Annotated in this window: 22 protein-coding genes and 1 rRNA gene; 15 read left to right on the forward strand and 8 right to left on the reverse strand. The window is 56.2% G+C overall.

Annotated elements, in window-relative coordinates:
- Positions 1-34: 34 nt before the first annotated feature.
- From skp to F3I47_RS12375, 12 genes are all read left to right on the forward strand, one after another.
- Entirely contained in the window at positions 35-532 is a 498-nt protein-coding gene (gene skp, locus F3I47_RS12320; protein ID WP_003852644.1) for a molecular chaperone Skp, read from the forward strand.
- A gap of 3 nt (positions 533-535) precedes the next feature.
- Positions 536-1,561: a UDP-3-O-(3-hydroxymyristoyl)glucosamine N-acyltransferase gene (gene lpxD / locus F3I47_RS12325; RefSeq protein ID WP_058958057.1), complete on the forward strand. Its 1,026-nt coding sequence runs from the start codon at positions 536-538 to the stop codon at positions 1,559-1,561.
- 152 nt (positions 1,562-1,713) lie between these two features.
- Positions 1,714-2,169, forward strand: a complete 456-nt coding sequence (fabZ, locus tag F3I47_RS12330; protein ID WP_009091980.1) for a 3-hydroxyacyl-ACP dehydratase FabZ — start codon at positions 1,714-1,716, stop codon at positions 2,167-2,169.
- 3 nt (positions 2,170-2,172) lie between these two features.
- Positions 2,173-2,961 (forward strand): acyl-ACP--UDP-N-acetylglucosamine O-acyltransferase, encoded by a 789-nt coding sequence (gene lpxA, locus F3I47_RS12335; protein ID WP_009091978.1) that lies wholly within the window; start codon positions 2,173-2,175, stop codon positions 2,959-2,961.
- 3 nt (positions 2,962-2,964) lie between these two features.
- Entirely contained in the window at positions 2,965-4,113 is a 1,149-nt protein-coding gene (gene lpxB, locus F3I47_RS12340; protein ID WP_150028607.1) for a lipid-A-disaccharide synthase, read from the forward strand.
- Positions 4,106-4,732 (forward strand): ribonuclease HII, encoded by a 627-nt coding sequence (rnhB, locus tag F3I47_RS12345; RefSeq protein WP_046101263.1) that lies wholly within the window; start codon positions 4,106-4,108, stop codon positions 4,730-4,732. Before lpxB ends, rnhB begins: the two co-directional genes overlap by 8 nt.
- Before the next feature lie 31 nt (positions 4,733-4,763).
- A complete protein-coding gene (dnaE, locus tag F3I47_RS12350; RefSeq protein WP_009091973.1) occupies positions 4,764-8,246 on the forward strand; it encodes a DNA polymerase III subunit alpha in 3,483 nt (1,160 codons plus the stop codon).
- A 12-nt stretch (positions 8,247-8,258) separates the two neighbouring features.
- A complete protein-coding gene (gene accA, locus F3I47_RS12355) occupies positions 8,259-9,215 on the forward strand; it encodes an acetyl-CoA carboxylase carboxyl transferase subunit alpha (protein ID WP_009091971.1) in 957 nt (318 codons plus the stop codon).
- Positions 9,216-9,383: 168 nt separating this feature from the next.
- Positions 9,384-11,534 carry a lysine decarboxylase LdcC gene (locus tag F3I47_RS12360; protein WP_150028606.1) on the forward strand — a complete coding sequence of 717 codons (2,151 nt, stop codon included), beginning with the start codon at positions 9,384-9,386 and terminating at the stop codon, positions 11,532-11,534.
- A gap of 66 nt (positions 11,535-11,600) precedes the next feature.
- Positions 11,601-11,990, forward strand: a complete 390-nt coding sequence (locus tag F3I47_RS12365) for a VOC family protein (protein WP_009091968.1) — start codon at positions 11,601-11,603, stop codon at positions 11,988-11,990.
- Positions 11,991-12,042: 52 nt separating this feature from the next.
- The gene (tilS, locus tag F3I47_RS12370) at positions 12,043-13,362 is read left to right on the forward strand and encodes a tRNA lysidine(34) synthetase TilS (protein ID WP_150028605.1); all 1,320 of its coding nucleotides are present in this window, start codon (positions 12,043-12,045) and stop codon (positions 13,360-13,362) included.
- Positions 13,359-13,667 carry a cytochrome c gene (locus F3I47_RS12375; RefSeq protein ID WP_046101267.1) on the forward strand — a complete coding sequence of 103 codons (309 nt, stop codon included), beginning with the start codon at positions 13,359-13,361 and terminating at the stop codon, positions 13,665-13,667. Before tilS ends, F3I47_RS12375 begins: the two co-directional genes overlap by 4 nt.
- A 40-nt stretch (positions 13,668-13,707) precedes the next feature.
- Here F3I47_RS12375 and rof read toward each other — a convergent pair whose 3' ends face one another.
- Both rof and F3I47_RS12385 read right to left on the reverse strand, forming a co-directional pair.
- The gene (gene rof, locus F3I47_RS12380) at positions 13,708-13,968 is read right to left on the reverse strand and encodes a Rho-binding antiterminator (protein WP_009091965.1); all 261 of its coding nucleotides are present in this window, start codon (positions 13,966-13,968) and stop codon (positions 13,708-13,710) included.
- The gene (locus F3I47_RS12385) at positions 13,958-14,155 is read right to left on the reverse strand and encodes a YaeP family protein (protein WP_009091964.1); all 198 of its coding nucleotides are present in this window, start codon (positions 14,153-14,155) and stop codon (positions 13,958-13,960) included. Before F3I47_RS12385 ends, rof begins: the two co-directional genes overlap by 11 nt.
- A gap of 217 nt (positions 14,156-14,372) precedes the next feature.
- Between F3I47_RS12385 and arfB the strand changes: the two genes are divergently transcribed.
- Positions 14,373-14,783, forward strand: coding sequence for an alternative ribosome rescue aminoacyl-tRNA hydrolase ArfB (arfB, locus tag F3I47_RS12390; protein ID WP_150028604.1), 411 nt, complete (start codon positions 14,373-14,375; stop codon positions 14,781-14,783).
- Positions 14,784-14,863: 80 nt separating this feature from the next.
- Here the strand turns inward: arfB and proS are convergent, their stop codons facing one another.
- From proS to metN, 6 genes are all read right to left on the reverse strand, one after another.
- Positions 14,864-16,582, reverse strand: coding sequence for a proline--tRNA ligase (gene proS / locus F3I47_RS12395; RefSeq protein ID WP_150028603.1), 1,719 nt, complete (start codon positions 16,580-16,582; stop codon positions 14,864-14,866).
- A gap of 89 nt (positions 16,583-16,671) precedes the next feature.
- Positions 16,672-17,376 (reverse strand): tRNA (N6-threonylcarbamoyladenosine(37)-N6)-methyltransferase TrmO, encoded by a 705-nt coding sequence (gene tsaA, locus F3I47_RS12400; protein ID WP_150028602.1) that lies wholly within the window; start codon positions 17,374-17,376, stop codon positions 16,672-16,674.
- Complete coding sequence (gene rcsF / locus F3I47_RS12405) at positions 17,373-17,771, reverse strand: Rcs stress response system protein RcsF (protein WP_009091960.1); 399 nt, start codon at positions 17,769-17,771, stop codon at positions 17,373-17,375. The genes tsaA and rcsF overlap by 4 nt, the downstream gene beginning before the upstream one ends.
- Positions 17,772-17,899: 128 nt before the next feature.
- Positions 17,900-18,715: a MetQ/NlpA family lipoprotein gene (locus tag F3I47_RS12410; RefSeq protein ID WP_009091959.1), complete on the reverse strand. Its 816-nt coding sequence runs from the start codon at positions 18,713-18,715 to the stop codon at positions 17,900-17,902.
- A 31-nt stretch (positions 18,716-18,746) separates the two neighbouring features.
- The gene (locus tag F3I47_RS12415) at positions 18,747-19,400 is read right to left on the reverse strand and encodes a methionine ABC transporter permease MetI (RefSeq protein ID WP_009091958.1); all 654 of its coding nucleotides are present in this window, start codon (positions 19,398-19,400) and stop codon (positions 18,747-18,749) included.
- Positions 19,393-20,424 (reverse strand): methionine ABC transporter ATP-binding protein MetN, encoded by a 1,032-nt coding sequence (gene metN / locus F3I47_RS12420; protein ID WP_111208494.1) that lies wholly within the window; start codon positions 20,422-20,424, stop codon positions 19,393-19,395. Before metN ends, F3I47_RS12415 begins: the two co-directional genes overlap by 8 nt.
- 189 nt (positions 20,425-20,613) lie before the next feature.
- Between metN and gmhB the strand changes: the two genes are divergently transcribed.
- Positions 20,614-21,174 (forward strand): D-glycero-beta-D-manno-heptose 1,7-bisphosphate 7-phosphatase, encoded by a 561-nt coding sequence (gmhB, locus tag F3I47_RS12425; RefSeq protein WP_009091953.1) that lies wholly within the window; start codon positions 20,614-20,616, stop codon positions 21,172-21,174.
- Between the two features lie 406 nt (positions 21,175-21,580).
- Positions 21,581-21,799: ribosomal RNA gene (locus F3I47_RS12430) — 16S ribosomal RNA — on the forward strand; the annotation flags it as partial.

Consider the following 21,799-nt stretch of genomic DNA (forward strand, 5'->3'; position numbering starts at 1 on the left):
CGCTGACACAAACGTTGATGGTAAGGAGTTTATAGTGAAAAAGTTGTTGTGTGCCGCAGGTCTGGGTCTTGCTTTAGCGGTTTCCGCTGGTGTTCAGGCTGCTGACAAAATTGCAGTGGTAAACGTGTCCAGCATTTTCCAACAGTTACCGCAACGTGCGACTGTTGCTAAACAGCTGGAAAATGAGTTCAAAGGCCGTGCAACTGAGCTGCAGAGCCAGGAACGCGATCTGCAAACCAAAATGCAGCGTTTACAGCGTGACGGCTCTACCATGAAGGCCAGCGAACGCAGCCGCATGGAAAAAGATGTTATGTCTCAGCGTGAAGCTTTCTCTTCAAAAGCCCAGGCCTTTGAGCAGGATAACCGCCGTCGTCAGATGGAAGAGCGTAACAAGCTGCTGAGCCGCATTCAGGACGCCGTGAAGAAAGTCGCTGACAGCGATGGTTACGATGTCGTGATCGACGCGAACGCGGTGGCTTATGCATCAAACGCAAAAGACATTACTGCTGACGTGCTGAAACAGGTTAAATAATTCATGGCATCTATTCGACTGGCTGATTTAGCCCAGCAGTTGGATGCAGAATTGCACGGAGATGGCGATATCGTCATCTCCGGCATTGCTTCTATGCAATCCGCCACAACTGGCCAAATCACATTTCTTGCAAACAGCCGTTACCGCGAGCAACTCGCCCTGATAAAGGCTTCAGCCGTGGTGCTGACGGAAGCGGATCTGGAGTGGTGCAATACGGCAGCGCTGGTGGTGAAAAATCCCTACCTGACCTATGCGCGTATGGCACAGATACTCGATACCACCCCCCAGCCCGCGCAGAATATCGCGCCCAGTGCGGTGATCGACCCTTCAGCCCGACTCGGCAACAACGTCGCGATTGGCGCTAACGCCGTAATCGAAGCGGATGTGGAGCTGGGCGACAACGTGGTGATCGGCGCAGGCTGCTTTGTGGGCAAAAAAACCCGCATCGGTCGCGGCACCCGTCTCTGGGCCAACGTCTCCGTTTATCATGAGATTCAGATCGGCCAGGATTGTCTGATTCAGTCAGGCACCGTCATCGGTTCTGATGGCTTCGGCTATGCCAACGATCGCGGTAACTGGGTGAAAATCCCGCAGTTAGGCGCGGTAATTATCGGCGATCGGGTGGAAATTGGTGCCTGCACTACCATCGATCGCGGTGCGCTGGATAACACTCTGATAGGCAATGGTGTTATCATAGACAACCAGTGCCAGATCGCTCACAACGTAGTTATTGGCGACAATACTGCGGTTGCAGGCGGTGTGATCATGGCGGGTAGTTTGAAAATTGGACGTTACTGTATGATTGGCGGTGCCAGCGTCATTAACGGCCATATGGAAATCTGTGACAAAGTCACCGTGACCGGTATGGGCATGGTCATGCGTCCTATCACAGAGCCTGGCGTCTATTCCTCAGGCATTCCGCTGCAACCCAACAAAACCTGGCGCAAAACTGCAGCGCTGGTGATGAACATCGATGACATGAGCAAACGCTTAAAAGCCATCGAGCGCAAGGTCGGCAAAGACGACTGACCGCCATCCCAAAACTGACCGGCTTTCATAATAAAAATGTTAAGCAGGGAAGCCCGGCGCCACAGAACCTATTTGCGGCCTGCGGAAGATCATTTTGATCTGTGCAGGCCGTGTTATTGATGTCATCAGATTTTTAGGACAGGAAGAGTATTTTGACTACTGAAACTCATACTCTGAAAATTGAAGAGATTTTAGAGCTGCTGCCGCACCGCTATCCGTTTCTGCTGGTAGACCGCGTGCTGGAATTTGAAGAGCACAAATACCTGCGTGCAGTGAAGAACGTTTCTGTTAACGAACCGTTTTTCCAGGGGCATTTCCCTGGTAAACCGATTTTTCCTGGCGTTCTTATCCTGGAAGCGATGGCGCAGGCCACCGGTATTCTGGCGTTTAAAAGCGTAGGTAAACTGGAGCCAGGTGAACTCTATTATTTTGCCGGTATCGACAACGCCCGCTTCAAGCGCCCTGTGGTACCAGGCGACCAGATGATCATGGAAGTCACTTTCGAGAAAACCCGCCGTGGTCTGACCCGCTTCAAAGGCGTGGCGACTGTCGACGGTAAAATCGTTTGTGAAGCGACCATGATGTGTGCCCGCAGCCGGGAGGCATAATTCGTGATTGATCCAACCGCCACTATCCATCCCAGTTCTGTCATCGAAGAGGGCGCGGTTATCGGCGCCCGCGTTCACATTGGCCCGTTTTGCTTTATTGGCGCGAATGTGGAGATCGGTGAAGGAACGGTACTGAAGTCACACGTTGTGGTGAACGGCCACACGCGTATCGGTAAAGATAACCAGATCTATCAGTTCGCCTCTATCGGCGAAGTGAACCAGGATCTGAAATATGCCGGTGAGCCAACACGGGTTGAAATCGGCGATCGCAACCGCATCCGTGAAAGCGTGACGATTCATCGCGGCACCACTCAGGGTGGCCATGTCACCACGGTGGGCAGCGATAATCTGCTGATGGTCAACGTTCATATTGCGCACGACTGCGTCATCGGTAACCGCTGTATCTTCGCCAACAACGCGACCCTGGGTGGTCACGTCACGGTCGATGATTTCGCCATTATTGGCGGCATGACAGCAGTGCATCAGTGGTGCACTATTGGTGCGCACGTGATGGTGGGTGGCTGTTCCGGCGTGGCGCAGGATGTGCCGCCTTACGTTATTGCGCAGGGCAACCATGCCACGCCGTTCGGGATCAACATTGAAGGCCTCAAGCGCCGTGGGTTCAGCAAAGAGTCGTTGCACGCGATCCGCAACGCCTACAAGTTGCTCTATCGCAGCGGCAGAACGCTGGAGGAAGTGAAGCCGGAGATTGAAGCGCTTGCGCAGCAGCATAGCGAAGTGCAGCCTTTCTACGATTTCTTTGCCCGTTCAACCCGTGGATTAATTCGTTAATTCATGTCAGCGCGTCCTCTAACGATTGCCCTGGTCGCCGGAGAAACCTCCGGCGATATTCTTGGTGCAGGTCTGATTCGAGCCCTGAAAGCGCGCCATCCCGACGCGCGTTTTGTCGGCGTAGCCGGTCCGCTGATGCAGGCGGAAGGGTGTGAAGCCTGGTATGAGATGGAAGAGCTGGCGGTCATGGGTATTGTGGAGGTGCTGGGACGTCTGCGCCGTCTGCTGACGATCCGCCGCGATCTCACCCGGCGCTTTACCGAACTCCAGCCCGATGTGTTTGTCGGGATCGATGCGCCTGACTTCAATATTACGCTGGAAGGCAACCTGAAACGCGCCGGTATCCGTACCATTCACTACGTCAGTCCCTCTGTCTGGGCATGGCGTCAGAAGCGCGTCTTCAAGATTGGTCGTAACACCAATCTGGTGCTGGCCTTCCTGCCGTTTGAAAAAGCGTTCTATGATCGCTTCAATGTTCCCTGCCGTTTTATCGGTCACACCATGGCGGATGCGATGCCGCTGCACCCTGACAAACAGGCTGCGCGTCGTCACCTGGGGATTGCCGATGATGCGCTCTGTCTGGCCCTGCTGCCCGGCAGTCGTGGTGCAGAAGTTGACATGCTCAGCGCCGATTTTCTCAAAACGGCACGGTTACTGCGCCGTCACTATCCGGCGCTGGAAATCGTCGTTCCGCTGGTTAACGCCCGCCGGCGCGAACAGTTTGAGAAGATAAAAGCCGAAACGGCTCCCGACCTTCCTGTGCATCTGCTGGATGGTCAGGGACGCGATGCGATGATCGCGAGCGATGCCGCACTTCTGGCATCGGGCACTGCTGCGCTGGAGTGCATGCTGGCAAAATGCCCGATGGTGGTGGGGTATCGTATGAAACCGGCGACCTTCTGGCTGGCGAAACGGCTGGTGAAGACCCCCTACGTTTCGCTGCCCAATCTGCTGGCAGGACGGGAACTGGTGAAAGAGTTACTGCAGGATGAGTGTCAGCCTGAAGCCCTGGCCGCGGCGTTAGATCCGCTGCTGCATGCCGGGCCTGAGCGCGAAACCCTGCTGCAGACGTTCAATGAATTACATCAACAGATCCGCTGGAACGCCGATGAACAGGCGGCGGATGCGGTACTGGAGCTGGTGAATGCCTGATTTTATCTATCCTGCCGCCACGCTGATTGCCGGTGTGGACGAAGTCGGGCGCGGCCCGCTGGTTGGCGCGGTCGTTACGGCGGCGGTGATCCTCGATCCGGCCAACCCGATTACCGGGCTGGCGGACTCGAAGAAGCTGTCGGAAAAACGCCGGCTGGCCCTGTTTGACGAAATCAAAGAGAAGGCGCTGGCGTGGAGCCTGGGCCGGGCAGAACCGGAAGAGATTGACCAGTTGAATATTCTGCATGCGACCATGCTGGCGATGCAGCGTGCGGTTGCTGGCCTCTGCATTCAGCCTGACTATGTGCTGATCGACGGTAATCGCTGCCCGGCGCTGCCGATGCCGTCGCAGGCGGTAGTCAAAGGGGACAGTCTGGTCGCTGAGATCAGCGCCGCTTCTATCATTGCCAAGGTCTCCCGCGACCGTGAAATGGCTGAACTCGATCTGCTGTTCCCGCAATATGGCTTTGCACAGCACAAAGGCTATCCGACGGCGCTGCACATGGAAAAACTGACGCAGTATGGCGCGACCCCGCACCACCGTCGCAGTTTTGCTCCTGTCCGCAACGCGCTGATCGATGCGGACGTACTGGCCGCCAGCCAGCCCCATACGCTTTAATAGCCTGACGCTGTTTTAACCGGAAACTGATATGGCTGAACCCCGTTTTATACATCTGCGCGTCCACAGTGACTATTCGATGGTTGATGGCCTGGCGAAAACCGGGCCGCTGATCAAAAAGGCGGCTGCGCTCGGCATGCCCGCGATTGCGATCACCGACTTCACTAACCTGTGTGGCCTGGTGAAATTCTACGGCGGGGCGCACGGCGCAGGGATAAAACCGGTTATTGGTGCCGATTTTAAGGTCGCCAGCGAGCTGATGGGGGATGAACTCACGCAGCTGACCGTGCTGGCGGCGAACAATACCGGCTATCAGAACCTGACGCTGCTGATCTCCCGCGCCTATCAGCGTGGCTATGGCGTGGACGGGCCGATTATCGATCGCGACTGGCTGATGGAATTGCAGGAAGGGTTAATCCTGCTGTCAGGCGGACGCCGCGGAGATGTCGGTCGCAGCCTGCTGCGCGGTAACAGCGCGCTGGTTTCACAGTGCCTCTCTTTTTATCAGCAGCATTTCCCTGACAGATACTATCTGGAACTGATTCGCACCGGCCGGCCGGATGAAGAGAGCTACCTGCACGCGGCGGTGGAGCTGGCGATTGCCGAAGGCATTCCGGTGGTCGCGACCAACGAAGTCTGCTTTATCAATGAAGAGGATTTCGACGCGCATGAAATCCGCGTGGCCATCCATGACGGCTATACGCTGGATGACCCTAAGCGTCCGCGCAACTACAGTCCTCAGCAATATATGCGCAGCGAAGCGGAGATGTGCGAGCTCTTCTCGGACATCCCGGAAGCGCTGGAAAACAGCGTAGAGATTGCTAAGCGTTGTAACGTCACGGTCCGGCTGGGCGAATACTTCCTGCCGCAGTTCCCGACCGGAGATATGACCACGGAAGATTATCTGGTCGCGAAATCCCGCGAGGGGCTGGAAGAGCGTCTGGTGTTCCTGTTCCCGGACGAAGCTGAGCGGCTGCAGAAACGCCCGGAATATGATGAGCGTCTGGAGGTTGAACTCAACGTGATCAACCAGATGGGCTTCCCGGGCTACTTCCTGATCGTGATGGAGTTCATCCAGTGGTCCAAGGATAATGGCGTGCCGGTCGGGCCGGGTCGTGGTTCCGGTGCCGGTTCGCTGGTGGCCTATGCGCTGAAAATTACCGATATCGATCCGCTGGAGTTTGACCTGCTGTTCGAACGTTTCCTGAACCCGGAACGTGTCTCAATGCCCGACTTTGACGTCGATTTCTGCATGGAGAAGCGTGACCAGGTGATTGAACACGTCGCGGACATGTACGGGCGCGAAGCGGTTTCACAGATCATCACTTTCGGCACCATGGCGGCGAAAGCGGTTATCCGTGACGTTGGCCGCGTGCTGGGTCATCCTTATGGTTTCGTGGATCGCATTTCCAAACTGATCCCGCCCGATCCCGGCATGACGCTGGAAAAAGCCTTTATTGCTGAACCGCAGCTGCCTGCCATGTATGAGGCGGATGAAGAGGTCAAAGCGCTGATCGACATGGCGCGTAAGCTGGAAGGGGTCACGCGTAACGCCGGTAAACATGCCGGTGGCGTGGTCATCGCGCCAACGAAGATCACCGATTTTGCGCCGCTCTACTGCGATGAGCACGGCCAGTTCCCGGTGACCCAGTTCGATAAAAATGATGTGGAATATGCCGGCCTGGTGAAGTTCGACTTCCTGGGGCTGAGAACGCTGACCATCATCGACTGGGCGCTGAAGATGATCAACCCGCGCCGGGAAAAGCAGGGGCTGGAGCCGATTGACATCGCCTCTATCCCGCTGGATGACAAGAAAAGCTTCGATATGCTGCAGCGCTCGGAAACGACCGCGGTATTCCAGCTTGAATCGCGCGGCATGAAGGATCTGATCAAGCGTCTGAAGCCCGACTGCTTTGAAGATATGATCGCACTGGTGGCGCTGTTCCGTCCGGGGCCGCTTCAGTCCGGCATGGTGGATAACTTCATCGACCGTAAGCATGGTCGTGAAGCGATCTCCTATCCCGATATCCAGTGGCAGCACGAGAGTCTGAAACCGGTGCTGGAGCCGACATACGGCATCATTCTTTATCAGGAACAGGTGATGCAGATCGCCCAGGTCCTCTCCGGGTATACCCTGGGTGGCGCAGATATGCTGCGTCGCGCCATGGGGAAAAAGAAACCGGAAGAGATGGCCAAGCAGCGTTCCGTTTTCCGTGACGGTGCAGAAAGCATGGGCATCGACGGCGAACTGTCGATGAAAATCTTCGATCTGGTAGAAAAATTTGCAGGCTATGGCTTTAACAAGTCACACTCTGCGGCCTATGCACTGGTCTCTTACCAGACGCTGTGGCTGAAAGCGCACTATCCGGCAGAGTTTATGGCCGCGGTAATGACCGCCGATATGGATAACACCGAGAAGGTGGTAGGCCTGGTCGATGAGTGCTGGCGGATGGGACTGAAGGTGCTGCCGCCCGATATTAACTCCGGCCTCTATCCCTTCCATGTGAATGACGCAGGTGAAATTGTTTACGGTATCGGTGCGATAAAAGGGGTCGGTGAAGGCCCGATCGAAGCGATCATTGATGCGCGAAACGAAGGCGGTTACTTCCGCGAGCTGTTTGACCTCTGCGCCCGAACCGACACCAAAAAGATCAACCGTCGGGTGATGGAAAAACTGATCATGTCCGGGGCCTTCGATCGCCTGGGGCCGCATCGCGCCGCGCTGATGAGTGCGCTCGGCGACGCGTTAAAAGCGGCCGATCAGCACGCGAAGGCGGAGGCGATTGGCCAGGCGGATATGTTCGGCGTGCTGGCGGAAGAGCCGGAGCAGGTAGAGAAATCGTACGCCAGCGTCACGCGATGGCCGGAGCAGGTGCAGCTGGATGGCGAACGGGAAACCCTGGGGCTCTACCTGACCGGGCACCCGATTAATCAGTATCTGAAAGAAATTGAGCGTTACGTTGGCGGGGTGCGGCTGAAAGATATGCATCCAACCGACCGGGGGAAAATTACCGTGGCGGCCGGTCTGGTGATCGCTGCACGGGTAATGGTCACCAAACGCGGCAACCGAATTGGTATCTGTACTCTGGACGATCGTTCTGGTCGTCTTGAGGTGATGTTATTTACCGATGCGTTAGATAAATACCAGCAGCTGCTGGAGAAAGACCGAATCCTGATCGTCAGTGGACAGGTCAGCTTTGATGACTTCAGTGGTGGCCTTAAAATGACCGCTCGTGAAGTTATGGACATCGACGAAGCTCGCGAAAAATACGCGCGCGGACTTGCTATCTCGCTGACGGACAGGCAAATTGATGACCAGCTATTAAACCGACTCCGTCAGTCCCTGGAACCTCATCGATCAGGGACGATTCCGGTGCATCTCTACTATCAGAGAGCCGACGCGCGAGCGAAGCTGCGCTTTGGGGCAGCGTGGCGAATTTCGCCCAGCGATCGTTTACTTAACGATCTGCGCTCGTTGATCGGATCGGAGCAGGTGGAACTGGAGTTTGACTAGAACAGGAACATTATGAGTCTTAATTACCTGGATTTTGAACAGCCAATTGCAGAACTCGAAGCGAAGATTGATTCGCTGACTTCAATTGGTCGTCAGGATGATAAACACGTTAATCTGGATGAAGAAGTTCAGCGCCTGCGCGAGAAGAGCGTTGAGCTGACCCGTAAAATCTTCGCCGATTTAGGCGCATGGCAGATCGCTCAACTGGCGCGCCATCCTTTGCGTCCTTATACCTTTGACTACGTCCGCAACGCGTTCGACGATTTCGATGAGCTGGCGGGCGACCGTGCTTATGCGGATGACAAAGCGATTGTTGGCGGTATTGCGCGTCTGGATGGACGTCCGGTGATGATCATCGGGCACCAGAAAGGCCGTGAAACCAAAGAGAAAATTCGCCGTAACTTCGGCATGCCAGCACCGGAAGGCTATCGCAAAGCGCTGCGCCTGATGGAGATGGCTGAGCGCTTCAAAATGCCTGTCATCACCTTCATCGACACCCCGGGTGCTTATCCGGGTGTGGGCGCGGAAGAGCGCGGGCAGTCTGAAGCGATTGCGCGCAACCTGCGTGAAATGTCTGGCCTGAAAGTACCGGTCATCTGTACGGTCATCGGTGAAGGCGGTTCAGGTGGTGCACTGGCCATCGGCGTGGGCGATAAAGTGAATATGCTGCAGTACAGCACCTATTCCGTTATCTCGCCGGAAGGCTGTGCCTCTATTCTGTGGAAAAGTGCAGATAAAGCGCCGCTGGCTGCGGAAGCGATGGGCATTACCGCTCACCGTCTGAAAGAGCTGAAGCTGATTGACTCCGTAATCCCGGAGCCGCTGGGTGGCGCGCATCGCCGTCCGGTCGACATGGCGCAGTCTCTGAAGCAGCAGCTGCTGGCCGATCTGGCCGAACTCGATGGGTTAAGCACTGAAGAGCTGCTGGATCGTCGTTATCAGCGCCTGATGAGCTACGGCTACGCCTGATAAGTGCACTTCCATAAAAGCGGACTCCGGTCCGCTTTTTTTATGCCTGCACTTTCCCTCCACACGCTCACTCGCCGCTTTCAGTTTCCTCCTGGCTCCGCCTCGCTACACCTTATGAGGGTTAGCGGTTATGCTTGACCGGTTCCACCACAATCAGGGAGACAGGCATTGAATATTCTGGCGATCATGGGCGCGCACGGCGTGTTTTACAAAGATGAACCGTTACGCGAACTCGACGCGGCGTTAAATCTGCAGGGCTTCCAGCTGCTTTACCCGAAAAACAGTGACGATCTGCTGAAACTGATCGAACACAACCCGCGTATCAGCGGCGTTATCTTCGACTGGGATGCGCACAACAGCCCCGAACTGTGCGGAGAGATTAATCAGCTAAACGAATACCTGCCTCTGTATGCCTTTATCAATACCCACTCGCAGATGGATATCAGCATCAATGAGATGCGTATGCCGCTGCACTTTTTTGAGTATGCGCTGAATGCCGCCGAGGATATCGCGCTGCACATCCGGCAATACACGGATGACTATCTTGACCACATCACGCCGCCGCTGACCAAAGCGCTGTTCACCTATGTGAAAGAGGGCAAGTACACCTTCTGCACGCCGGGACATATGGCGGGCACCGCGTTTCAGAAGAGCCCGGTCGGCTGTCTGTTCTACGATTTCTTCGGGGCTAACACCCTGAAATCAGACATCTCGATTTCGGTAACCGAGCTGGGTTCGCTGCTTGACCACACCGGGCCGCACCTGGAAGCGGAAGAGTTTATCGCGCGCACCTTCGGCGCTGAGCAGAGTTACATGGTGACCAACGGCACCTCGACCTCAAATAAAATTGTCGGGATGTATGCCGCTCCGGCGGGCAGCACCGTGCTGATCGATCGCAACTGCCACAAATCGCTGACCCATCTGCTGATGATGAGCGATCTGATCCCGATCTGGCTGAAGCCGACCCGCAATGCGCTGGGGATCCTTGGCGGCATCCCGAAGCAGGAGTTCACCCGCGACGCGATAGCGCATAAAGTGGCATCGACTGACAGAGCCACCTGGCCGGTGCATGCGGTCATTACTAACTCCACCTATGACGGGCTGCTCTACAACACCCAGTACATCAAAGAGACGCTGGCTGTGCCGTCGATTCATTTCGACTCCGCCTGGGTGCCTTACACCAATTTCCACCCGATTTACGCGGGCAAAAGTGGCATGAGCGGAGACCGCATTCCGGGCAAGGTGGTCTATGAAACGCAGTCGACCCATAAACTGCTGGCGGCGTTCTCTCAGGCATCCATGATCCACATTAAAGGCGACTACGACGAGCAGACGTTTAACGAAGCCTACATGATGCACACCACCACCTCGCCCAACTACGCCATCGTCTCCTCTATTGAAACCGCCGCCGCCATGCTGCGCGGCAATCCGGGTAAGCGTTTGATCAATCGCTCGGTCGAACGCGCGCTTCATTTCCGCCGTGAGATCCAGCGGCTGCGTGAAGAGTCTGACAGCTGGTTCTTTGACATCTGGCAGCCGGAACAGGTTGATGAAGCGCAGTGCTGGCCGATCCAGCCGGGCGACGAAGCGTGGCATGGATTCACGCAGGCCGATCGCGATCACATGTATCTCGATCCGATCAAGGTGACAATCCTGACGCCGGGCATGAGCGAACTGGGGGAGATGGCTGAAGAGGGGATCCCGGCGGCGCTGGTGGCGAAGTTTCTGGACGAGCGCGGCATCGTGGTGGAGAAAACCGGCCCCTATAACCTGCTGTTCCTGTTCAGTATCGGCATCGATAAAACCAAGGCGATGAGCGTGCTGCGCGGGCTGACCGAATTTAAACGCGCCTACGATCTGAATCTGCGGGTGAAAAACATGCTGCCGGATCTCTACGCAGAGGATCCCGACTTCTATCGCAACATGCGTATTCAGACCCTGGCGCAGGGGATCCATCAGCTGATCCGCCATCACGATCTGCCGCGTCTGATGCTGCAGGCATTCGACGTGCTGCCTGAAATGAAGATGACACCGCATCAGGCGTTTCAGCAGCAGGTGAAGGGCAACATCGAAACGGTGGATATCAGTGAGCTGGTCGGGCGGGTTTCGGCCAACATGATCCTGCCCTATCCGCCGGGCGTTCCCCTGGTGATGCCGGGAGAGATGATCACCGAGAAGAGTCGCGCGGTGCTCGATTTCCTGCTGATGCTGTGCAGCATTGGCCGGCACTATCCGGGGTTTGAAACCGACATTCACGGTGCCAGCCTGACGGAAGAGGGCGAATACCGTGTGCGTGTGCTGAAAAACGACCCGGCATAAATTTTTAAATCTTATCAGCGGCAGGATGCCTGACTCAGGCATCCTGCCCGAATCAGGATATTCAACATGTTGCAGTTAAACGCTATTCACCACATCGCCATCATCGCCTCTGACTATCCGCGCAGCAAAGCCTTCTATTGCGATGTGCTGGGCTTTCGACTGATGGGCGAAGTTTACCGCGAAGCGCGCGACTCCTGGAAAGGCGATCTCGCGTTAGGGGATCGCTATACCATTGAGCTTTTCTCTTTTCCCGAACCCCCTGCACGGGTCAGTCACCCTGAGGCGTGCGGTCTGCGCCATCTGGCCTTTACCGTGCCGGATGTGGCCGCAGCGGTGGCGACGCTGGCTGAAAAAGGTGTGATCTGCGAGCCGATTCGCATTGATGAACTCACCGGTAAAGCCTGTACTTTCTTTGCCGACCCGGATGGTTTGCCGCTGGAGCTCTATCAGGCGTAAACTAGCGCGCTCGGCGGGCGACATTCAGTGGCCCGATATTCTGGATTCTGCGATGTCTTTGCCCGCTTTTGACTCACTGCTGCAACCGGACGCTGCCCTGGTGGTCGCGTTCAGCGGCGGACTTGACTCCACCGTGCTGCTGCATCAGCTTCGTGACTGGCAGCAGCAGCATCCTCAGTCGCGTCTGCGGGCGCTGCATGTTCACCACGGACTCAGCCCGAATGCTGACCGCTGGGCGGCCCACTGCCAGGCGATATGCGAACAGTGGCAGCTGACGTGTGGCGTGCTGCACGTCACCGTTGACGGCAGTGAAAAGGGCATTGAGGCGGCGGCACGCACCGCCCGTTATCAGGCGCTGGGTGCGGCCCTGCAGCCCGACGAGCAGCTACTGACGGCGCAGCATCTCGACGATCAGTGTGAAACCTTTATGCTGGCGCTGAAGCGCGGCAGCGGTCCGGCCGGGCTGGCGGCCATGCCCGCAGTGCGCAGGCTGGGTTCCCATCGGCTGTTACGTCCTCTGCTTAATCAGTCACGACAGTCGCTTGAAGCCTATGCTCATGCCCATCAGCTGGTGTGGATCGAAGACGAGAGTAATCAGGATCTGCGCTACGACCGTAACTTTCTGCGTCAGCGGCTGCTGCCTGAACTCTCTCAGCGCTGGCCCCACTTTGCCGAGGCGACCGCCCGAAGCGCAGCCCTGTGCAGTGAGCAGGAGCAGCTGCTGGATGAACTTCTCGCCGGAGAGCTGGCTGAGCGCGTCCAGCCGGATGGCAGTCTGCACTTTCCGCCGCTGATGACGATGAGTGAGCCGCGCGCTAACGCCTTACTGCGTCGCTGGATCGCCGGGCAGGGCGGAGCGATGCCTTCCCGCGACGCGCTGCAGCGCATCCGCTATGAGGTGATGGCGAGTCGTGAGGATGCGCAGCCTCGTCTGCGATTCGGTCAGGCGGAACTGCGGCGATACCGGCAGCAGCTCTACTGGCTGCCGGTGCGCAGTTCGCTGCGCGACACGGTGCTGATGTGGCCCGATCGCTGCCAGCCGCTGACGCTGCCGCAAAGCCTCGGCACGCTGCGTGCCAGCCAGGCGCAGAGCCTGTTGCGCCATCCGCAGCCCGATGAGCAGGTCAGCGTGCGATTTCACGCGCAGGGCCAGGTGCATCTGGTGGGGCGGGAAGGGGGACGGGAGATGAAGAAGCTCTGGCAGGCACTGCATATTCCTCCATGGCAGCGCGAGCGGCTGCCGCTAATTTTTTATAATCAGACGCTGGTCTGTGTTCCGGATCTTTTTATCACCCGGGAGGGTGCGGCATGCGATGAGCAGGGCTGGCAGATTGTCTGGGACAGGGCCGCCTGCACAGGAGCTGAACAATGAAAACATGGCTGATCGGCGCCCTGATGGCCGCTGTATTACCGGCCTGGGCCGCGGGAGATGCGCAGCGTGGCGCAGAGAAAGCGGGCAGCTGTATGGCCTGTCATGGCGCGGAAGGCAAAGCGACCGTGCCGCTTTATCCCAGTCTGGCCGGGCAGCACGCCCCGTATCTTGAACATGCGCTGCAGGCTTATAAAAAGGGCGAGCGCAGTGGCGGTCAGGCTGAGGTCATGAAGGCGTTTGTTGCGGGATTAAGTGATGACGATATGGCGGATCTGGCGGCGTATTACAGTTCGCTGCAGCCCTGAGTGTGACAGGGGCGGGGATGTCCCGCCCGAAAGGAGTGAATTACTCTGCGCTGACAACCACCGTGCCCAGCTCGGGATGGGTAAAGCTGGCGATGTGGTCGAGACGTAACTCGCGATGTTCACCGGAGAGATCGATAGCCAGATATTCCACGTTCTTACGTGAAAAAATCTCTTTCGCCTTTGCCTTCAGCTGCTCGCCATCTTTCATGTCCAGTGACAGCATCCAGTTTTTCTGACAGGCGAGTTCCAGGTTATCGTAATCATCGCAATTGATGGGGTGGTACGCTTCATTAATCAACATAGTCGCTCACCAATAAGTTAGCAGCGGCGTAGGCCGCCTGTTCCCTGACAGAAGAGTTTAGCTCACTATTTGCGGCAATATCATCAAGTGCCTTCAATGCGCAGCCAATCGCATCCGGTATGTAACCTAAATCTCCGCTACCGATTTCGGCATATTTGCGGCGAACTAACTCACAATAATTTTGCACATGATCCTCCTCGGCAGAGCGTAGATACTCTGATTAACTGGCGACTATACCATAGCCATTTACAGGAAATCAGCCTGCGTAAAGCAGGAACAGCACGTAAAACACTGCTAAAGTGACAGATTCCGCTGGCTGCCGCGCAACGCGGGATCGCACAAAAGGTTAAGTTGATGAACAGGTTATCAGAGGTAAAGGTCATGAAGCAGGGGAGAGGAGAGCGATGATTATGCTGTCCCGTTCGGTTGAGATCCCGGACAGTGAGATTGAGCTGACGGCGATACGCGCTCAGGGAGCGGGTGGGCAACATGTCAATAAAGCCAGCACGGCTATCCATCTGCGTTTTGACATTGCCGCCTCTTCACTGCTCGCCTTCTATAAAGAGCGGCTGCTTACCGCCAGCCATCATCTGATCACTGCTGAAGGCGTCGTGGTGATCAAAGCGCAGGAGTACCGCAGTCAGGAGATGAATCGCGAAGCCGCGCTGCAACGGCTGCTCAATCTGATCCGCGAACTGAGCACGGTCGAAAAAGTGCGTCGCGCCACGCGGCCGACCCGCGCGTCAAAAGAGCGACGACTGGAAGGAAAAGCGCGCCGCAGCAGTACCAAAGCGATGCGCGGCAGAGTGCAATAAAAAACGCCCCGCAGGCGGGGCGTTTGAGTGCTTATACCTTCAGGGGCGGGCCGCGAAGAGTTCCAGCCCGCGCTGAGAACTTACTTATTCAGCGCCTTCAGCAGGAAATCGACGATCTCATCCTGCTTAATCATCTGCTTCTCACCGGCACGACGTGATTTGTACTCAATCTCCTGATTATCGAGATTGCGATCGCCAATGACGATGGTGTGTGGCACACCGATCAGTTCCATATCAGCGAACATCACGCCCGGACGTTCTTTACGGTCATCCAGAATCACGTCGACGCCTTTCGCGCGCAGTGTGGCATACAGCTCTTCCGCCAGCTCTTTCACCCGGAAGGACTTCTGCATATTCATGGGCAGAATCGCGACCTCAAACGGAGCCAGTGCCGCCGGCCAGATGATGCCGCGCTCGTCATGGTTCTGCTCGATCGCCGCAGCGACAACACGGGTGATGCCGATACCGTAGCAGCCCATGCTCATTACCTGGTTGCGGCCATCTTCGCCCTGAACAGAGGCTTTCAGCGCATCCGAATATTTCGTGCCGAGCTGGAAAATGTGACCCACTTCGATGCCGCGCTTAATCTGCAGCGTGCCTTTGCCATCCGGGCTCAGATCGCCTTCAACCACGTTACGGATATCCGCAACGCTGGCCAGCGGCAGATCGCGCTCCCAGTTAATGCCGAAGTAGTGCTTACCATCGACGTTAGCACCGGCGCTGAAGTCACTCATCTTCGCGACGGTACGGTCTGCGATGATCGGCATCTGCAGGCCGACCGGCCCGATTGAACCCGGACCTGCACCCACTGCCGCGCGAATCTCTTCTTCAGTCGCGAAGACCAGCGGTGATGCCACGATAGCTGACTTCTCTGCTTTGATTTCGTTCAGCTGATGATCGCCACGAACCAGCAGGGCAACCAGCGCATGACCGCTCTCTTCCGCACCTTTAACAATCAGCGTTTTCACGGTTTTCTCAACCGGCACATCAAATTGCTCAACCAGCTCCGCGATGGTTTTTGCGTCTGGCGTCTCAACCAGTTGCATCGCCTGCGACGGCGCAGCGCGTTCACCGGCCGGTGCGACGGCTTCGGCCAGCTCGATGTTGGCGGCATAATCAGAATCGGTTGAGAAGATCACATCGTCTTCACCGCTCTGGGCCAGCACCTGGAACTCGTGTGATGCACTGCCACCAATAGAGCCGGTGTCGGCCTGTACGGCACGGAAATCCAGGCCCATACGGCTGAAGATCTGGCTGTAGGCGCGGTACATCGCATCATAGGTTTCCTGCAGCGATTCCTGCGACACGTGGAAAGAGTAGGCATCTTTCATGGTGAATTCGCGCGAACGCATCACGCCAAAGCGCGGGCGCACTTCGTCACGGAATTTGGTCTGGATCTGATAGAGGTTCAGTGGCAGCTGCTTATAAGAGCTCAGCTCATTACGGATCAGGTCGGTGACCACCTCTTCATGCGTCGGACCCAGCACAAACGGACGTTCGTGGCGGTCGGCAATACGTAACAGCTCCGGGCCATACTCCTCCCAGCGACCGCTCTCCTGCCACAGGTCGGCAGGCTGCACGACCGGCATTAAAATCTCAACCGCACCCGCGTTGTTCATCTCTTCGCGCACGATGTTTTCGACTTTTTTCAGCACGCGAACCCCGGTCGGCAACCAGGTGTACAAGCCAGAAGCCAGTTTGCGGATCATACCGGCGCGCAGCATCAGCTGGTGGCTGATCACTTCGGCGTCGGAAGGCGTCTCTTTCTGAGTAGAGAGCAGATATTGAGTAGTACGCATTGATTACGGTTCCAGTTGATCGGAAAGTCACAGACAGAAATTTGCTGGCGGCTAGTGTACCAGTGAGATCACTGGCTCAAAAGCGGGTTTTAACGCGGGTCGATAGCGATCACTTCTGTCCCGGCATCGTCAATGCGCCAGCGTACATTAAAATCCAGCAGCCAGGCCGCATATTCCCGTTCCTCTGCCTGGCCCTGGCGGTAAGCGGGACGGGGATCCTGCGCCAGCACGTCACGGATAAAACGCGCCAGATGGGGATAGCGGGCATGCTGTTGCAGCTGCGCCTGCGCCAGCGCGGAGAAGCGCACCGGCATCGTGGCCGCCGGTGCTGCCTGGGCAAATCCCGCCCGGGCTTCGGGCAGCGCTTCGGCAAAAGGCAGATAGGGTTTGATATCCACGATGGGGGTGCCATCGACCAGATCCAGACTGCCAAGCTGCAGGATCACCTGCTGCTTCTCAAGCCTGATCTCTTTCAGCTCGACCAGCGACATGCCAATCGGGTTGGGACGAAACGTTGAACGGGTTGCAAAGACACCCATGCGCGCATTGCCGCCCAGTCGGGGAGGGCGAACCGTGGGACGCCAGCCGCCTGCCATCGTCTGATGAAAGACAAACAGCAGCCAGAGGTGGCTGAAGGCTTCCAGTCCGCGAACCGCTTCCGGCTGATTGTACGGGGGCAGCAGGTGCAGTTCTCCGCCGCCATCCTGCACCAGGCCTGGCTGGCGCGGCACGGCAAACTTCTCTTTCCACGGCGAGCGGATGACCCCAATCTGCGCAAAGGTGAATTCACTCATTGATTGCTGACTTTCAATGCCGAGCCCTGACACACTGCCTGACGGTAGCACCCTGGCGTACCCGTCACGATTTCACACTTGTGCAGCAGCACCGCATTGGCTTTCATCTGTGACGCCCGGATCTGCAGACGTTTACGGGCCGTGGCGATGTTAGCGGGCGAGTTCTGATTGCTGATCTGGCAATCTTCAGCAGAGACTTCACCCAGATCGCGGAACGGTTTGCTGACCAGATCGGCGGCATCCGTGTAGAGCTTAACCGGTGCGGGGCGGGCAGCGGGTTTGCGGGTCGGTTCAGTGGAGTGCTGCGGCCTGGACGGTGCGCTGGTTATCGGGTGATACTCATGAACACACCCTGTCAGCATCAATGCTAACAAGCCGAGCGGTAAAAAACGCATGGCAACATCCTCAGGTTTCCAAAAGTGGCGTTATTGAAACAAGGACAGGAATAAATAACAAGTCGGGCAGGGCAGGCTGTAACAGAAAGGGCGGCATAGCGCCGCCCCCGGGGAGAATGTTGGCTGACTTACCAGCCTTTAACTGCACCGCCGTTAAAGACTTTGTTGGCGGCTTCGTTAACTTCGTCAGACTGGTAAGCCTGAACGAACTTCTTCACGTTTTCCGCATCTTTGTTATCTTCGCGCGCGACAATCAGGTTCACATAAGGTGAATCTTTATCTTCGACGAAAATCCCATCTTTAGTCGGGGTCAGGCCGATCTGGCTGGCATAGGTGGTATTGATGACCGCCAGGGCGATCTGCTGATCGTCCAGTGAGCGAGGCAGCTGTGGCGCTTCCAGCTCAACAATTTTCAGATGCTTTGGATTCTCAGTGATATCCAGCGAGGTTGGCAGCAGGCCTGTGCCCTCTTTCAGTTTAATCAGGCCGGCTTTCTGCAGCAGCAGCAGCGAACGTCCCAGGTTTGTCGGATCGTTTGGAATCGCGATCTGAGCGCCATCCTGCAACTCATCCAGCGATTTGATCTTTTTCGAGTAGCCCGCAATCGGGTAAACGAAAGAGTTACCGACGGAAACCAGTTTGTAGCCGCGATCTTTGATCTGCTGATCCAGATAAGGTTTGTGCTGGAAGGCGTTAACGTCGATATCGCCTTTGCTCAGTGCCTCATTCGGCAGAACGTAATCGTTGAAGGTAACCAGCTCCACGTCCAGACCATACTTCTCTTTCGCGACTTTCTGCGCGGCTTCAGCAACCTGCTGTTCAGCGCCGACAATCACGCCCACTTTGATGTGGTTCGCATCTTTCTCTTTTTGATCGCATCCTGCCAGCGCAATCGCGCCAATCAGTGCACCCACAGCGGCAATTTTTTTGAATTTGAAAGACATATCCTTTCCTTAATAATGTGATATTGCTGGCTTACTTATGGGACACAGCACGTACGATGCGGTCGCCACAGAACTGAATGAGATACACCAAAACCACTAACAACACCAATACCGTATTCATCACGGTGGCGTTATATCCGATATAACCATACTGATAACCGATCTGACCCAGACCACCGGCACCGACCGCGCCGCCCATGGCAGAGTAACCTACCAGGGTAATCAGGGTGATCGTCGCGGCGTTCACCAGACCCGGCATCGCTTCCGGCAGCAGCACCTTGCGAACGATCTGCATCGGCGTGGCACCCATGGCACGTGACGCTTCAATCAGGCCGGTAGGCAGTTCCAGCAGGGCATTTTCCACCATACGGGCGATAAAGGGGGCGGCGCCAACGGTCAGCGGGACGATTGCCGCCTGCAGTCCGATGGAGGTGCCGACGATCACGCGGGTAAAAGGAATCATCCAGACCAGTAAGATAATGAACGGAATGGAGCGGAAGATATTCACCAGCGCGGAGAGCACGCGATAGAGCCCCTGATTCTGCAGAATCTGTCCCGGACGGGTGACATAAAGCAGAACGCCGACTGGCAGACCCAGTACAAAACCAAAAAAGCCGGAGACAAAGGTCATCATCAGCGTTTCCCACACGCCCCGTCCCAGCAACCACATCATCGCTTCAGACATAACCCAGCACCTCTACTTTCACATGATTCTCCTGCAGCCAGGCTATCGCCTCGCGGGTATCGCTTTCAGTGCCGTGCATTTCGGCCAGCATAATGCCGAACTTCACGCCGCCGGCGTAATCCATCTGCGCACTGATAATGTTGTTATTCACGTTATAACGCCGTGCGGCTTCGGAAAGCAGCGGGGCGTCAACCGATTTGCCGGTAAATTCCAGTCGCAGCAAGGGCACGCTGTTCTCAGCGGCAGTGGCTGACAGGCGCTGCTGATAATCATCCGGGATATCCAGATGCAGGGTAGACTGAATGAACTGCTGAGCCAGCGGCGTCTTAGGATGCGAGAAGACCTCACTGACGCTATCTTTCTCAATCAGCTCACCCTGACTGATGACAGCAACCTGGTCGCAGATGCGCTTCACCACATCCATTTCATGGGTGATGAGCAGAATCGTCAGGCCAAGCCGGCGGTTAATGTCCTTCAGCAGCTCCAGAATAGAACGGGTTGTCGCCGGGTCCAGAGCGCTGGTGGCTTCATCACACAGCAGCACTTTTGGATTGCTGGCCAGCGCACGGGCAATCGCAACACGCTGCTTCTGTCCACCCGACAGGTTCGCAGGCCAGGCATCGTGCTTATCGGCTAATCCCACCAGTTCCAGCAGTTCCGTCACGCGAGCGTTGATCTGTTCACGGGAGAGATTTCCCAGCTCCAGCGGCAGGGAGACATTGCCCGCGACGGTCCGGGAGGTCATCAGGTTGAAGTGCTGGAAGATCATGCCAATCTGACGACGGGCCTGAGTCAGCTGACGCTCGCTGAGTGCGGTCAGGTCAGCACCGTCGACCAGCACACGGCCTGATGTCGGACGTTCCAGCAGGTTAACGCACCGAATCAGCGTACTTTTACCGGCACCGGAAGCACCGATAACGCCATAAATCTGTCCGGCAGGCACGTGCAGGCTGACGTCCTTCAACGCCGAAATGGTGCGCGTACCCTGCTGGAACACTTTGGTGATATTTTCGAGTTTAATCATTAGGTTATTTATTATCGTGTTGCGTTGTCCGTGGTGTGGGAAGCCTCGTTGCTTTTATTAAGGTTAAAAGCTGGATGGATGGTAAGGCATCCAGACGTCTGAATCAATGGAAGTGATTCAATCTGACATTCTCCCTTTCACAGCAATCATGCGATACTGATCGGCAATTTTTACAGCAGGAGTTTCTACGTGGCGAATAAAGTCCCCGCTATTTTTCTTGATCGTGATGGCACCCTTAATGTCGATAATGGCTATGTCCATGAGATCGATAACTTTCAGTTTATTGACGGCACCATTGAAGCGCTGCAGCAACTGAAGGCGATGGGGTATGCGCTGGTGGTCGTGACCAATCAGTCAGGCATCGCGCGCGGTATGTTTACTGAAGACACCTTTATGCAGCTCACCGAATGGATGGACTGGTCGCTGGCCGATCGCGACGTTGATCTGGACGGCATCTATTTCTGCCCGCACCACCCCGATGCCGCCGTTGCAGAGTATCGTCAGGCGTGCGACTGCCGTAAACCTCAGCCGGGTATGCTCGTGATGGCTCAGCAAGAGCTGAATATTGATATGGCGGCTTCTTATATGGTGGGTGACAAGCTGGAGGATATGCTGGCAGGGCAGGCTGCCGGTGTCGGTACCAAAGTCCTGGTGCGTAGCGGTAAACCGGTGACCGCTGAAGGGGAAGCCGCCGCTGACTGGGTCATCGATAGCCTGGCCGCACTGCCAGCGCGCATTAAACAGGCATAAAAGGGCGCTTTTGTGCAAATTTCAGACGAACGGAAAAAAAGTCTTAATTTGCACTTGCGCTATCTGAACGGCTCCCTATAATGCGCCTCCATCGACACGGCACACCGGCAACGGGAAGCGGGTTGAAGGTTCAGGAGACTGAGCCGCCGGAGAAAAACTTCTGAAAAAGAGGTTGACTCTGAAGGAGGAAAGCGTAATATACGCCACCTCGCGACAGGACGCTAACGCACTGTTCGCACTGCTCTTTAACAATTTATCAGACAATCTGTGTGGGCACTCGCAGGATTGATATCAGCGCCTTAGGGCGCACAAAAATATCAAAGCCTCACGAGTGAACACATAATGAAATTCATTATGACGTTTTACAGATGAGCACCGCTGAACTCGTTTCAGCAAATCAAACTTTAAATTGAAGAGTTTGATCATGGCTCAGATTGAACGCTGGCGGCAGGCCTAACACATGCAAGTCGGACGGTAGCACAGAGGAGCTTGCTCCTCGGGTGACGAGTGGCGGACGGGTGAGTAATGTCTGGGGATCTGCCCGATAGAGGGGGATAACCACTGGAAACGGTGGCTAATACCGCATAACGTCGCAAGACCAAAGAGGGGGACCTTCGGGCCTCTC

Origin of the sequence: Pantoea sp. M_10 (assembly GCF_008631515.1) — a bacterium.
GTDB lineage: Bacteria > Pseudomonadota > Gammaproteobacteria > Enterobacterales > Enterobacteriaceae > Pantoea > Pantoea anthophila.